The 14,428-nt window shown below is 44.7% G+C and carries 13 protein-coding genes; 1 reads left to right on the top strand and 12 read right to left on the bottom strand.

The window, feature by feature from the left end; all coding sequences use genetic code 11:
* Positions 1–82 precede the first annotated feature (82 nt).
* The 12 genes from FTT63_RS06260 to FTT63_RS06315 all read right to left on the bottom strand — a co-directional run bounded on the left by FTT63_RS06260 (position 83) and on the right by FTT63_RS06315 (position 12,089).
* Positions 83–778 carry a methionine ABC transporter permease gene (locus tag FTT63_RS06260; RefSeq protein WP_005178793.1) on the bottom strand — a complete coding sequence of 232 codons (696 nt, stop codon included), beginning with the start codon at positions 776–778 and terminating at the stop codon, positions 83–85.
* Entirely contained in the window at positions 775–1,800 is a 1,026-nt protein-coding gene (locus tag FTT63_RS06265) for a methionine ABC transporter ATP-binding protein (RefSeq protein WP_127798760.1), read from the bottom strand. The genes FTT63_RS06260 and FTT63_RS06265 overlap by 4 nt, the downstream gene beginning before the upstream one ends.
* 75 nt (positions 1,801–1,875) lie before the next feature.
* Entirely contained in the window at positions 1,876–2,745 is an 870-nt protein-coding gene (locus FTT63_RS06270) for a MetQ/NlpA family ABC transporter substrate-binding protein (protein ID WP_075166892.1), read from the bottom strand.
* A 506-nt stretch (positions 2,746–3,251) separates the two neighbouring features.
* A complete protein-coding gene (locus FTT63_RS06275; protein ID WP_075174398.1) occupies positions 3,252–3,803 on the bottom strand; it encodes a GNAT family N-acetyltransferase in 552 nt (183 codons plus the stop codon).
* Positions 3,804–4,066: 263 nt separating this feature from the next.
* Positions 4,067–5,350, bottom strand: coding sequence for a phosphoribosylamine--glycine ligase (gene purD / locus FTT63_RS06280; RefSeq protein ID WP_163145715.1), 1,284 nt, complete (start codon positions 5,348–5,350; stop codon positions 4,067–4,069).
* A 155-nt stretch (positions 5,351–5,505) separates the two neighbouring features.
* Positions 5,506–7,080 carry a bifunctional phosphoribosylaminoimidazolecarboxamide formyltransferase/IMP cyclohydrolase gene (gene purH, locus FTT63_RS06285; protein ID WP_127798758.1) on the bottom strand — a complete coding sequence of 525 codons (1,575 nt, stop codon included), beginning with the start codon at positions 7,078–7,080 and terminating at the stop codon, positions 5,506–5,508.
* Positions 7,081–7,171: 91 nt separating this feature from the next.
* On the bottom strand, positions 7,172–7,441 hold the full coding sequence (gene fis, locus FTT63_RS06290; RefSeq protein WP_001086304.1) for a DNA-binding transcriptional regulator Fis: 270 nt from the start codon (positions 7,439–7,441) through the stop codon (positions 7,172–7,174).
* A gap of 368 nt (positions 7,442–7,809) precedes the next feature.
* Positions 7,810–8,679: a DUF3426 domain-containing protein gene (locus FTT63_RS06295; RefSeq protein WP_104491618.1), complete on the bottom strand. Its 870-nt coding sequence runs from the start codon at positions 8,677–8,679 to the stop codon at positions 7,810–7,812.
* Between the two features lie 18 nt (positions 8,680–8,697).
* Positions 8,698–9,600, bottom strand: a complete 903-nt coding sequence (prmA, locus tag FTT63_RS06300; protein WP_005178769.1) for a 50S ribosomal protein L11 methyltransferase — start codon at positions 9,598–9,600, stop codon at positions 8,698–8,700.
* A gap of 117 nt (positions 9,601–9,717) precedes the next feature.
* On the bottom strand, positions 9,718–10,605 hold the full coding sequence (locus FTT63_RS06305; protein WP_180087751.1) for a bile acid:sodium symporter family protein: 888 nt from the start codon (positions 10,603–10,605) through the stop codon (positions 9,718–9,720).
* Positions 10,606–10,682: 77 nt separating this feature from the next.
* Positions 10,683–11,567 (bottom strand): bile acid:sodium symporter family protein, encoded by an 885-nt coding sequence (locus tag FTT63_RS06310; RefSeq protein ID WP_104471037.1) that lies wholly within the window; start codon positions 11,565–11,567, stop codon positions 10,683–10,685.
* 162 nt (positions 11,568–11,729) lie between these two features.
* The gene (locus FTT63_RS06315; RefSeq protein ID WP_045794918.1) at positions 11,730–12,089 is read right to left on the bottom strand and encodes a hypothetical protein; all 360 of its coding nucleotides are present in this window, start codon (positions 12,087–12,089) and stop codon (positions 11,730–11,732) included.
* Positions 12,090–12,350: 261 nt separating this feature from the next.
* On the opposite strand from FTT63_RS06315, the gene mnmG reads away from it, so the two are divergent.
* The gene (gene mnmG, locus FTT63_RS06320) at positions 12,351–14,231 is read left to right on the top strand and encodes a tRNA uridine-5-carboxymethylaminomethyl(34) synthesis enzyme MnmG (RefSeq protein WP_016659103.1); all 1,881 of its coding nucleotides are present in this window, start codon (positions 12,351–12,353) and stop codon (positions 14,229–14,231) included.
* The last annotated feature ends 197 nt before the right edge of the window (positions 14,232–14,428 follow it).

The following is a 14,428-nucleotide window of genomic DNA, read 5'->3' on the forward strand; positions in this document are numbered from 1 at the left end:
ACAGCCAAAATAAAACCCTCCGTAGAGGGTGATTAATTTGAGAATGAGTAATCTGTCTCGCGCTGGATAGAGAGGCGAGCCCTTATCTGAGTTTAGCCAGCCATTCACCCAGCATCTGCACAATTTGCACCAGAATCAGCAGTACAATGACGGTCAGAATCACCACGCTGGTATCAAAACGCTGGTAACCGTAAGAAATGGCCAGATCACCAATCCCGCCGGCACCGACGGCACCGGCCATTGCAGTTGCACCAATCAGGCTGATGGTGGCGGTGGTCAGGTTTAGAATCAGCGAGCTACGTGCTTCCGGCAAAATAAACTTGAAAATAATCTGCAGCGGTGTCGCACCCATCGCCTGTGCCGACTCAATAATCCCTTCATTCACTTCCAGCAATGAGGTTTCCACCAGACGGCCAATATATGGACCGACATAAATGGTCAGCGGGACAATGGCAGCCCAGGTGCCAATTGAGGTACCGACCAGAAACTTGGTTAAAGGAATAACGGCAATTAACAGGATAATAAATGGCAGGGAACGTAGCGCATTTACAATCGGGTTCAGGCCATGATAAATCGCGCGGTTCGGTAAAATACCGCCCGGACGGGTGGCGACCAGGGTAATCCCCTGAATAAAGCCCCAGATACAGCCAAACAGCATGGCAAAAAACACCATGTGGAAAGTTTCTTGTAAGGCTGTGACAAACTGGTCCATCGACAGGGCGCTTTTCCAGAACGGCGCGGTCAGGCTGGTGAGCCACTGGACAATTAAATCTCTCATCCTTGTACTCCTGCTTGTTCAACCTGAACCCCATTTTGTTCGAGGAACTGAAGTGCTTGCTGAATAATGGCCGGGTCCCCTAGCAACTGAATAAACATCTGCCCAATCACCGCGCCATTAATTTCAGTCATGTTGGCAAATAAAATATTCAGGCTTAAATCAAACTGTTTAATTACTGCCTGAATCACGGTTTCCTGCGCCGATTTCCCTAAAAATTTCAGGCAGTAAATACTGTGCTGATTCTGGTTTTTCAGATTGTTTAAAATATTCACCGGTAACTGCTGTTGCAGCACGGTTTGAATAAAATTCTTGGTGGTTGGATGCTGCGGCTGGCTAAAAATGTCCAGGGTAGAACCGGTTTCAATCACCTGGCCATGTTCCATAACGGCCACATAATCACAGACTGATTCAATTACATCCATTTCATGGGTGACCATGACAATGGTAATGCCTTGTTCACGATTAATTTTTTTTAGCAGTTCCAGCACCGATTGCGTGGTTTGCGGATCCAGCGCACTGGTGGCTTCATCACAAAGTAAGATTTTAGGATGATTGGCCAGGGCACGGGCAATCCCGACCCGCTGTTTTTGACCGCCAGACAGCTCATCTGGATAGGCATCTTTTTTATGTTTCAGATCAATAAATTCGAGCAGTTCATTCAGGCGTTTTTCACGCTCTGCCGCCGACCAGCCGAGCAGTTTCATCGGCATTTCAATATTGGCCGCTACGGTTTTGGTTTGCAGCAGGTTAAAGTGCTGGAAAATCATGCCGATATTGGCACGTTCCTGACGCAGCGCCTTGGCACTTAAAGCGGTAAAGTCAGTGTTATTGATGATTACCTGACCTTCATTCGGGCGCTCCAGCAAATTAATCAGGCGAATGAGGGTACTTTTTCCTGCACCACTATAACCAATAATTCCAAAGATACTGCCATCTGGAATTTGCAGATTGACCTGATCCAGCGCGCGAATGGTCTGGCCTTTAAGCTGATAATGTTTGGAAATATTCTTAAATTCGATCATAGCGTCAAGAAACTGTACAAAAATGAAAAACAGGCAAAGTACACTTTGCCTGTTTGTTAACTCAGCATTATATGCTTAATTGGTTTCAGTTAAATAGCTGACAGGTTTATTTACCGCAACTTTTGTGCCACCGAAGTTTTGATCTACATACTGTTTCACCGCTTCAGTGTGATAAAGCTCACCGACTTTTTTCAGGATCGGGTCATCTTTACGTGCTTCTGCAACTGCCAATACGTTGACGTTCAGCTTGGTGCTCTGGTCAATTGGTTCGTAGAAGATTGAATCTTTCAGTACGTTTAAACCGCCTTCCATCGCTAGGGTATTGCCTAGCACAATGGCATCCACTTCATCTTTAACACGAACTGCAGTCGCCATTTGAATTGGCTTGATGACAATTGCTTTGGCATTTTCAGTAATGTCATTTGGAGTGCCCGTTGCAGGAGAGAAGCCTGCTTTCAGCTTGATCAGACCTGCAGATTGCAATAACAGCAGGGCACGCGCTTCATTGGCTGCATCATTCGGAATAGCAATGGTCGCGCCGTTCTGGAACTCTTCCACTTTTTTCACTTTGCTTGAGTAAATACCCATTGGCTCAAGATAGGTGGTCGAAACCGGCGCAATCTTCTGCTCATTGTTGGCATTGTAAGCCACCAGATAAGCATAAGACTGGAATGCGTTCACATCAATTTCGTTGTTTGCCACAGCGGTGTTCATTGAAACGTAATCGGTGAAGTTTTTCACTTCCAGCTTGATACCCGCCGCTTCAGTTTCAGGCAAAGTCGCAATATAGCGCCAGATGTCAGCATCGGAACCGGTAGATGCCATGGTGACGGTTTGTACAGTTGCAGCATCAGTTTGTGCGGCGTCAGTTGCCGGCGTTTCCTGTTTTGCACAGCCAGCTAAACCAACAGAAAGACCTAGAACCAGGCCAAGGAACTTTTTCATGTGTCCATCCCAAATAAAGTGAAGCAGCCAGGCTGTTACTTTATTGATAATTTTAAGCGCCGGGGTTTCACTTGAGCCGAAAGAGGCGAGATTCAAGTCCGTCCAGTGCGCGAATTCGTTTAGGCTTTTAGCTATCTGCTGTATTTTTCAATTGACTTTAAAAACGCTTAAAGCCATGTAATTGAAAACTTTATTTTTAGAAGATAGCGAAAAAATGGCCTACATCATAACAATAAATTGATATACAAAATAGTGTATAGAAACTAGACCTTTAGCCGTATTCCTGCATAAGTAAAGTTCATAAAATAAGAAAAGAATAAATAAATCAATTTACTATTTTGAATTGAAAGGGCTAAATCTATGAAAAAATCTTATAGATGTTTATATAAAAAATTATCCAATCTAAATCGTAAAAATAGATATAGCGCAGATGGGGTAGGATGATAGATCTTTATAACGATTATTTCCTTCAATCCTATGACAGTTCTCATCCAAACTTGAGATTTTTAATGCGCTTGCAGATAGCTTTGGCGATCAATCTGATAGAGCACATGCATAAGTAAAGGATGATCTGCCGGCACCAGCGGATGCGCAAAGGTTTTGACTTTGCTTAAGCCAATTTTTTGCATGACTTTTTCCGAGGGCGTGTTGAGCACGGTAGTAAAGGAAACTACGTTGTCCAGCTGTAGCTCACGAAAAGCATAATCCAGTACGGCTTTTGAGCCTTCGGTGGCATAACCGTTGTGCCAGTATTGCTTGGCTAGTCGCCAGCCAATTTCAATACATGGGGCAAAATCATAGTGTTCTAGATGCTGATGTAAACCAATAAACCCGATAAATTCACCGCTACTTTTTAGTTCGACAGCAAACAGGCCCCAGCCGTGTGTGGCAATAAAATTCTGGATGCGTTGCATAAAAGCCAGACTTTGCTGCTCGGTCAAGGGATTGAGGAAATAACGCATGACTTCAGGGTCGGCACACATTTGGATAAATGGGGCAGCGTCGCTGTCTTGCCATTGGCGGAGGATCAGGCGAGGGGTTTGGAGGTGGATTTTCATGTTAAAATGATTAATAAGCTCTTGATACATCATAAATGCATTTATCACGAAAAGAATGATAATTTCCGTAATGAGATAAGACATGAAATCCCTTCTCTTGCGCTATATATGGCTCAGGGAGAAGGTGAGGCGGAGGGTTGGCTTCATAATGAAAAATTAAAGCACCTCTCCCTAACCCTCTCCTGAGAGGAGAGGGAAAATTTAGAAGCATAAAAAACCCCGCATTCAGCGGGGTTTTTTTACTTAATCAATCTAAGAGAGAATTAAGCATTTTCACGCGCAATCGCACGGTAACCAATATCTTTACGATATTGAACGCCGTCGAAGGTTACTTTTTTGCAAAGTTCTAAAGCTTTTGCTTGTGCTTCACCAATGGTGTTGCCTAGTGCAGTTACGCAAAGTACACGACCACCAGCAGTGACAATCTCACCATTTTCATTGGCTTTTGTACCGGCATGGAACACTTTGGCATCGGTCATTTCGGTGTTTAAACCAGAAATCACATCGCCATTGCTAGACGTTTCTGGGTAGCCTTTAGATGCTAAAACAATACCGACAGTCTTACGCTCATCCCATTCAGCTTCTGCTGGCAAGTTACCTGCAATACCAGCCTCAACCAGATCAACCAAAGATGATTTTAAACGCATCATGATCGGTTGAGTTTCAGGATCACCGAAACGACAGTTAAACTCGATTACCTTTGGTTGACCTTGTTCATCAATCATCAAGCCAGCGTACAAGAAACCGGTGTATACGTGACCATCTGCTTTCATACCGTCAACGGTTGGGCGCATTACTTCTTTCATCACGCGCTCAAATACGTCTGCAGTCACCACAGGCGCAGGAGAGTAGGCACCCATACCGCCTGTGTTTGGACCTTGGTCGCCTTCAAAAATACGTTTATGGTCTTGAGAAGTGGCCATTGGCAAGATGTTGTCGCCATCAATCATACAAATGAATGATGCTTCTTCACCTGCAAGGAATTCTTCGATGACTACGCGAGAACCGGCATCACCAAATTTGTTGCCTGCCAGCATGTCATCAATGGCTGCAAATGCTTCTTCGTTGGTCATCGCCACGATTACGCCTTTACCTGCAGCAAGACCATCCGCCTTAATCACAATCGGCGCACCATTTTTTTCAACAAAGGCTTTGGCTGCATCAACTTCAGTGAATACGTCATAGAATGCAGTTGGAATGTTGTGGCGTTTTAAGAAATGCTTGGCAAATGCTTTAGAGCCTTCAAGCTGCGCTGCAAACTGGGTTGGACCCCAGATTTTTAAACCTGCTTCACGGCAAGCATCCACCACACCATTGACCAGCGGTGCTTCAGGACCAACCACGATTAAATCTACCGCATTGTTTTTTGCAAAGTCGATAATCGCCGCATTGTCTAAAATGCTTAAATTGATGTTTTCACATTTAGCTTCGGTTGCTGTACCTGCGTTGCCTGGTGCAACAAAAACTTTAGCAACTTTTTCATCTTGTGCGATTTTCCATGCCAATGCATGTTCACGACCGCCATTACCCAAAACTAAAATGTTCATTTAAAAAATCCCTCAAAATTGAATCCCTCCCAACCTCCCTTTAAGAAAGGGAGGGGAATCGCGAAAAACACTGTTCTCTTACGCGAAAAGTCCCCCTTTTTACAAAGGGGGATTTAGGGGGATGATTAAATACGACTTCTAATTAATTTAGTTAATTAGTGACGGAAGTGACGCATGCCAGTGAACACCATGGCAATACCAGCTTCGTCAGCTGCTGCAATGGTTTCTTCATCACGCATAGAACCACCCGGCTGGATAATGCATTTGATCCCTGCTTTCGCAGCGTTATCAATACCATCACGGAACGGGAAGAATGCGTCAGATGCCATCACTGCACCTTCAACCACGAGGCCTGCATGTTCAGCTTTAATTGCTGCAATACGCGCAGAGTTTACACGGCTCATTTGGCCTGCGCCCACACCGATGGTTTGACGGTTTTTCGCATACACAATCGCGTTAGACTTCACGTATTTCGCCACTTTCCAGGCAAAGATCATGTCGTCAATTTCTTGCTCGGTTGGAGCACGTTTGGTCACCACTTTAAGATCATCTTTGGTGATCATGCCCAAGTCTTGGTCTTGCACCAGCAAACCACCGTTGACACGTTTGTAGTCCATTTGTGGCGCACGTTCGTCAATTGCTGGTAATTCGCCACAGACCAGTACACGTACGTTTTTCTTCGCGCCAGTCACGTCCAAAACACCTTCAGCAACGCTTGGTGCAATAATCACTTCAACGAATTGACGGTCAACAATGGCTTGTGCAGTTGCAACGTCTAATTCACGGTTGAATGCAATGATGCCACCGAATGCAGATTCAGGATCGGTTGCATAAGCCAAGTCGTAAGCCGCTTGAATGCCGTCTAAAGATACCGCAACACCACATGGGTTGGCGTGTTTTACGATCACACAAGCAGGTTTCGCGAATGATTTCACGCATTCAAGCGCAGCATCAGTGTCGGCGATGTTGTTATAAGAAAGTTCTTTACCTTGCAGCTGTTTAGCTGTTGAAACAGATGCTTCAGTTGCCGCTGGGTCTACATAGAATGCAGCCGATTGATGCGGGTTTTCACCGTAACGTAAATCTTGTGCTTTGTTCAATTGTGTATTGAACGTACGCGCAAATTTGTCTGCTTCGCCTTGTTCTTTACCTACGCGAGCGCCTAAGTAAGATGCGATCATGCCGTCGTATTGTGCAGTATGTTCAAATGCTTTCACTGCCAGGTCAAAACGGGTTGCGTATGACAGGCTGCCTTCAGCTTTAAGCTCGGCAATAACAGTCGCATAGTCAGATGCGTTGACGACGATACCGACAGACGCATGGTTTTTCGCCGCAGCACGAACCATGGTTGGACCACCGATGTCGATGTTTTCAATCGCATCTGGCAGGGTGCAGTCAGGTTTTGCAACCGTTGCTGCAAATGGATAAAGGTTCACTACCACTAAATCGATTGCATCGATGTGGTGTTCTGCCATTACAGCTTCGTCTAGACCGCGACGAGCCAGAATGCCGCCATGAATTTTAGGATGTAAAGTTTTTACACGACCATCCATCATTTCTGGAAAACCGGTGTGCTCTGAAACTTCAACTACAGCGATATTGTTGTCTTTAAGCAACTTATATGTACCGCCTGTAGATAAAATTTCTACCCCAAGAGCCACTAGATTTTGTGCAAATTCAACAATTCCAGTTTTGTCAGAAACAGAGATTAAAGCGCGTTTAATAGTCATGATTTTCGTCACAGTTATCAAAAAACAGATTAAAACATTAGCAAAATGCGGTTAAAAAAAATGCCCACGAAAGCCGCGAGCATTTTATCATTTATTCACTCATTAAACCGTGAGCTTTTAACTTTTTACGTAAAGTACCACGGTTTAAGCCTAGAATCTCGGCAGCACGTGTCTGGTTACCACGTGTATATTCTAGAACTACAGATAAAAGAGGTTTCTCCATTTCTGCTAGCACCATGTCATACACCTGAGAAGGTTGCTCGCCTTGCAATTGAGCAAAGTAATGGCGAACTGCGCGATCAACGTGGATACGAAGAGCGACATCAGATTGTGCAGTAAAAATAGGAGATTTGCTATTCATGCGAATTAATCCGAAAAATCAGATATCACTTGGGTAAAGTGATATATAAATGTGGTCTATAAATAAATGAACCCCGTTTTAGATCCTAAAACGAGAGTTCTAAAACTGGAACATTTAGCTTGCCACAACTCACAGCGCTGGTCGAAAAATAAGCGTAACAATAGATTAATAATTGTTACAGACCAAAAATCGAAACGAAAAAACCTGCTCAATACGCGTTATTGAAAATAAGGCGCATTCTGCGAGTTTCTATTTGTTTTGAATTACTGAGGAGTATGCAGCACTAAGCTTACGTGGCGCGTATCATACCATTGTCTTAGAAAAAGTGAGCAAGAAAACTGCACTTTTTTTACATTTTTTTTTAATTTTTAAGGCTTGATAATTTCTAAATTATAGGTATCAAAGCTTTTTCGGGTCACTGGCAGCTGAATTTCAAACTTGAATGGGGTATTTTTTGGAATCCGCTCAATGCTGGCCAGACTTTTAATTAAATACTCTTTCGGTTCGAGTACATAGGACGCCACTTCTTCATTATCATCTTTTAAGGTGATTTTCAGTTTTGGCAATACCAAACTCTTGTCATGAAAATTGATCAGCTCGCCGGAGAACAAGGTATGTTCATGGTCATAGCGTTTCACCCGCACACGGTTAATTGAAATCAGGCTGTACTGCTTTTCAAAGGTTTCACAGTTAAACAGCTGGCAGACCCCGTTAAAAGCCACAGTCAGGGCAGGGCTGTTGTTCATGAATTTCGGGTTAAACCATAGAATCTGGAAAATCAGCAAACCGACCAGACTAAAATTGACAATACCCCACAGCGTGTAATAGCCCGCACCATGTTTCTTGCGTTCTTGCTGCAGTTCATTTTCAGACAGATTCATCGAAGGAATACTTGCAATCGGTTCGGTACTGAAATAATTCAGATTGTTTAAGTAGGTCTTTAAATCAATATTGGAATGTTCAACCTTACGGTCAAAAATATCCAGCAGATGGGTTTCATGTGTGTCGTCAAAAGCCAGACCATGATCGGCCAGAACCGGCGAACTGACCTGTCCACCAGTAAAACCGTTGTATTCGAGCTGGGTTGGCGCAGGCTTTGGCTGCACCAGATGCGAGAGTGCATTAAAGGTAGAGGCACATTTGGGACAGCAAACCATGCCCTGAGCCACTGTAAGCTGTGCAACAGAAACTTTATAGGTGGTTAAACACTCGGGGCACTTGGTCTGCTTTTCACTCATAAGATCTATAGAGGTTGATTAATGCGGCTGGCGCTTCCCGGAAATTCGGCACCAGTTTTCTTCACGTTTTTCGACCTCTAATATATCAAAAAATTCAGAATAAACACTAGAAACTTCAGCAACTTGCTCTTCGATTACACCTGCAAGTGCGAACTCTCCCTCAGATTTGGTTAAAGTTGCGAATTCAGGCGCAAGCATCATTAACGGGCCAGCCAGAATGTTGGCAACCAGTACATCGGCTTTCTGATCTTTTAAGGTTTCATTAAACTCTTCAGGCAGACCGACAAACAGACGATCCAGTACGCCATTCAATTCAGCATTTTGCTGGGTGGCTAAAACCGCTTGTGGGTCAATATCAGTGGCATAGACTTTTTTCGCACCTAAAAGTAGGGCAGCAACACCTAAAATGCCAGAACCGCAACCATAGTCGATGACGATTTTATCTTTAACATCGGTTTTACCTAACCATTGCAGGCACAGGAACGTTGAGGCATGGTTACCGGTACCAAAGGCCAGACCCGGATCCAGTTTAATATTCACCGCATCTGCTTCAGGGGGCTCTAGCCATTCCGGTACAATCCAGAATTTTTCAGCAATCTGGATTGGCTCGTAATAATCCATCCATGAGCGTTCCCAGACCTGATCTTCCAGGAATTCGCTACGCATTGGTGCATCTGGCAGTTGAGTGCGAATGAAAGTTTCCAGCGCAGCCACATCAATTTCTTCGTTTTCGTCCTGTGCATAAATACCGGTCACAATCACCTTGTTCCACAGCGGTGTTTCGCCTGGAAGTGGTTCAAGCAAGTCCTGATTTTCAGCATCATCCAGCGTTACACTCACGGCGCCAAGTGAGCTGAGTAATGTTTCAGTAAAGTCGACTTGAGCTTGATCAACAGTAATATGTATTTGTAACCACTTCACAGGAATAACCTAATTTGTTTTTTCAAAAGGATATTGTAGCGGAAGGCAATCGGTTTCGCCTACCAATGTACAAAATAAAAAGGATGCCAGCGCGACATCCTTGGGTGAAAAAAGTACTTAACTGTTTGCCACCACAGGCTTGGGTTCGGCAATCGGCACAAAGCGGTTTAATAACATGCCAAAGATGGCGGCGAAGATATACATGAAAATAGAATAGACTGCCGCCGGCATGGCCACGGTTGAACTGGCCATAACGGTTAAGGCAATGGTCATGGCAAGCGTGCTGTTATGAATCCCAATTTCAAAGGCACTGGCACGGGCCTGGGCGCTATTAATCCCAAACAGGCGTGGGACGAAGTAACCAATCACCAGACTGGAAATACAGAACAGTGCGGTAGCCAGGCCAATATCACCAATATAATTCAGGATATTGTGTCGCTCCTGCACAATAGCCCCGATGATAATTAAAATCAGAAAGATCACTGCAAAAATCCGTAACGGTTTATTCAGTTTCTCGGTCAGTCGCGGGGCATAATGACGAATTAGCATACCAATAATCACCGGCACAATAATAATCCCGAATACCTGCAAGATTTTACTGAATTGCAGGCCAATGCTTTGGTCAGCCTGTAAAAAGTGGGCAATTGCGAAATTAACGATAATGGGTAAGGTCAGTGCTGCAATCACCGAGTTAATTGCAGTTAAAGTAATGTTGAGCGCTAGATCACCCTTAAATAAATAACTGAACAGGTTGGCGGTACTGCCACCCGGCGAAGCAGCCAGTAGCATCATGCCGACGGCCAGTAATGGCGGCAGCACCAGAATTTTACATAATAAAAAGGCAATCCCGACCAGCAATACCAGCTGGCAAAATAGTGCGACCAGGACTGCTTTGGGGTGTTTGGTAACGCGTGCGAAATCTTTGGGCGTGAGTTCCAGCCCCAGCCCAACCATAATAATGGCCAGCGCCAAGGGCAGCATAACGGTAATAATGCCTGAATCCATATGACCTTCCTGTCAAATTTATCCTTGTGAGAAAAGACAGTTGCTTCATGCAAAATATCTTTTACTGTTTATTCAAATTACTCTATGACTTTCTGTTTTACCGAATTTAACGGCATTCGTCTAGCCAGTAAATGTCCAAAGATCAAGGCAAACATATACATGAAGATGGTGTAAATGGCGGCAGGAATGGCAATCTGGGTGCTTTGTAGTACCGACAGTGCCAGGGTTAAAGACAGCGCGGTGTTATGAATACTCATAAAGAAACCGCAGGAGCGCGCTTGCTGTTCGGAAATGTCCATCAGCTGTGGCAGCACATAACCGGCCACCAGACTGACAAAAGCATACAGGGCGGTGGCCAGTCCAACCTGTTCCATATACTGCGCCAGCTGATAGCGCTCCTGAAAGAGCGCGAAAAAGAACAGGGCAAAAATAAAATATACCGACATGCGTCGAATTGGTTTACTCAGCCGTTTGGCCAGCTCTGGAAAAGAGGAGCGAATGGCCATCCCTAAACAGACTGGTACTAAAATTAGCAGGAAGGTATAGGCAATCCGCTCAATCGGCATGCTGATTTCGGTCTGATCGGCCATGAAATAGCGCATGGCAATACTAATCACAAAAGGCAGGGTTAAAATGGCCATCACCGAATTGATGGCGACCACAACAATATTTAAAGCCACATCGCCTTTATAGACATAGCTGAACAGGGCAGAGGTAGAGCCGCTAGGGGTGGCCGACAGCAGCATTAACCCCACTGCCAGCAAAGGAGGCAGTTCTAAAAACAGGCAGAGAATAAATGCCAGTCCAACCAGCAAGACCTGCCGGGTAAACAAGGCAATAAAAATGACTTTCGGTTGCTGATTGACCCGAATAAAATCTTTAGGGCTGAGTAGCAAGCCCAAACCCATCATTAATACCGCCAAGGTTAGCGGTAGAAAGAAGGTAAAAATGCCGCTTTGCATGGCATCATCCTATTTAATTCTTATTTTCCCCAGTTTCAGTGTAATTGAGTTGAGTTTTAAATCAACCATAAAAATAATAAAAACAGCCATTTACTTGGTAATAAATGGCTGTTTTCTTGATTGAGTTCACATATTTTGGCTAGATGTGAATCGGGTTGGAGTTTACATTTGAGCAGGACGCGGCGGGGTAAATCCAAGGGCACATTTACCACGAACTTCTGCACCGGAAATGGTTGCCGTGGTTGCATTCATGTCTTGGCCACAGGTGGTATACAGTGCAGCTTCATCACCCTGAATATCGAGTTTTCTGTCTGCCGGGAAGAACTGTGGCTGGCAGGTACCGTTCCAGATAATGCCACGATAGGCAAAGCTGACCGCAGCACCTTGAGATTTGCCTTTACAGACATTCTGATAGCGCTGAGAATCGTACACTTTTTCAACTTTGTCATTTGCCTGTACAGCTGCAAATGGAGATAAACATAAACCGCAGAGGATGGATGAGAGGAGTATCTTCTTATTCATAATTCGTACCTGTGCATGTTTGTAATGAGTACATGATTTAGGATAAAAAATAATCAAAATAAAACAACCTATATCTGGTTAATTTTTAATATGAAATGTTTTTATTTGCGGTATATCTGCAACGTTAATTTACATTGCCAGGCAATCAATCAGGTGAAAAACCACGAGAAAATCCAAATAAAATTGACTTAATCTGTCAACTTATACGCCGGCTTTTGCTATAATATTCTGTCATTTCTTTTTATCTCTCAATTTACCACTATGCATTATCCTAAAGTTTACGATGTCATTGTTATCGGCGGCGGTCACGCGGGTACGGAAGCGGCTTTGGCTGCGGCGCGTATGGGCCGACAAACCTTGCTCTTAACTCATAACATTGAGACTTTGGGGCAGATGAGCTGTAACCCGGCCATTGGTGGTATTGGTAAATCGCATCTGGTGCGTGAAATTGATGCCTTGGGCGGTGCAATGGCGCTGGCTGCTGATAAAGGCGGTATCCAGTTCCGTATTTTAAACTCGCGTAAAGGTGCAGCAGTGCGTGCAACACGTGCACAGGCTGACCGGGTTCGCTATAAAGCTGCCATTCGTGAGACTTTGGAAAACCAGGCCAATTTGGATATTTTCCAGCAAGCGGCGGATGACCTGATTGTAGAAGGCGATACCGTTAAAGGTGTGGTCACCCAAATGGGCATTCGCTTTGATGCCAAAACGGTAGTATTGACTGCCGGGACCTTCCTGGGTGGTGTGATTCACGTCGGTCTGGAAAAATCCAGCGGTGGTCGTGCCGGTGATCCACCCTCTATTTCTCTGGCACACCGTTTACGTGAATTGCAGCTGCCGGTGGGCCGTTTAAAAACCGGTACACCACCACGTATTGATGCACGTTCAGTTGATTTTTCGGTGATGACCCCACAACCGGGGGATTTCCCGTCTCCAGTGATGTCGTTTATGGGTGATGCCTCGATGCATCCTGAACAGGTTAACTGTTATATCACCCATACCAATGAAAAAACCCATGACATTATTCGTGGTGGTTTGGATCGTTCGCCAATGTATACCGGCGTGATTGAAGGGGTAGGTCCACGTTACTGTCCTTCGATTGAAGATAAAATTCACCGTTTTGCCGACAAAGATTCGCACCAAGTGTTCTTGGAGCCTGAAGGCTTAGATACCCACGAGCTGTATCCAAACGGGATTTCAACGTCACTGCCTTTTGATGTGCAGTTTGAATTGGTACGCTCAATCCGTGGTATGGAAAATGCCCATATTCTGCGTCCGGGTTATGCGATTGAATATGATTACTTTAACCCACAAGCGTTGAAATTCACTTTGGAAACCAAAGCCATTAATAACCTGTATTTTGCTGGTCAAATCAACGGGACTACTGGTTATGAAGAAGCCGGTGCGCAAGGTCTGCTTGCAGGTTTGAACGCTGCACGCCGTGCCTGGGATCAGGAACAGTGGACGCCAAAACGTGATGAAGCGTATATGGGCGTACTGGTTGACGACCTGATTACCTTGGGAACCAAAGAACCGTACCGGATGTTCACCTCACGTGCCGAATACCGTTTAATGCTGCGTGAAGATAACGCAGATCAGCGTTTAACCGCGATTGGCCGTGAACTGGGTCTGGTGGATGATGCACGCTGGAATGCTTACTGTGAAAAAATGGATGCAGTTGAGCGTGAGAAAGGCCGTTTACAGCACTTGTGGGCTGCGCCAAATAACCCGATGGGTAAAAAATTCGTTGAAATGACGGGTGCAGACCTTTCTAAAGAGTGTTCTGCAATTGACCTGCTAAAACGTCCAAACATCACTTTTGCGCAAATTGCTGAACTGACTGGTTCAGAAGTATCGCAGCAAGTCGGTGACCAGATTGAAATTGCGGTGAAATACGAAGGGTATATCAACCGTCAGCATGAAGATGTAGCGCAGATGAAACGTCTGGAAGAAACCAAAATCCCGGCTGATTTTGATTATGACGGCGTATCCGGTCTGTCGCGTGAAATCACCATGAAGCTGAAACAGGTATTGCCGGAAACTCTGGCGCAGGCCAGCCGTATTCCAGGCGTGACTCCTGCGGCAGTTCAATTGGTGATGATCACCATTCGTAAAAATGCCCAAGCCCGTAAATCTGCTTAAAAGATCCTAATTTGTGAAAAAGCCCGCGGTTGAGATCGCGGGCTTTTTTATGTGCTGAATAAATAAAGTGGAAATTGAGTTTAAGAAAAAAACAGATTTAAGCTGCAGATCTTATGATTTCACAGATGATGTTGGAAGCGTTACAGTCATCTTATCCAAACAGAGAGGAGTACACGATGACCTTAAAAACCATTCGT

The organism is Acinetobacter sp. C15, from assembly GCF_013420645.1.
Classification (GTDB): domain Bacteria; phylum Pseudomonadota; class Gammaproteobacteria; order Pseudomonadales; family Moraxellaceae; genus Acinetobacter; species Acinetobacter indicus.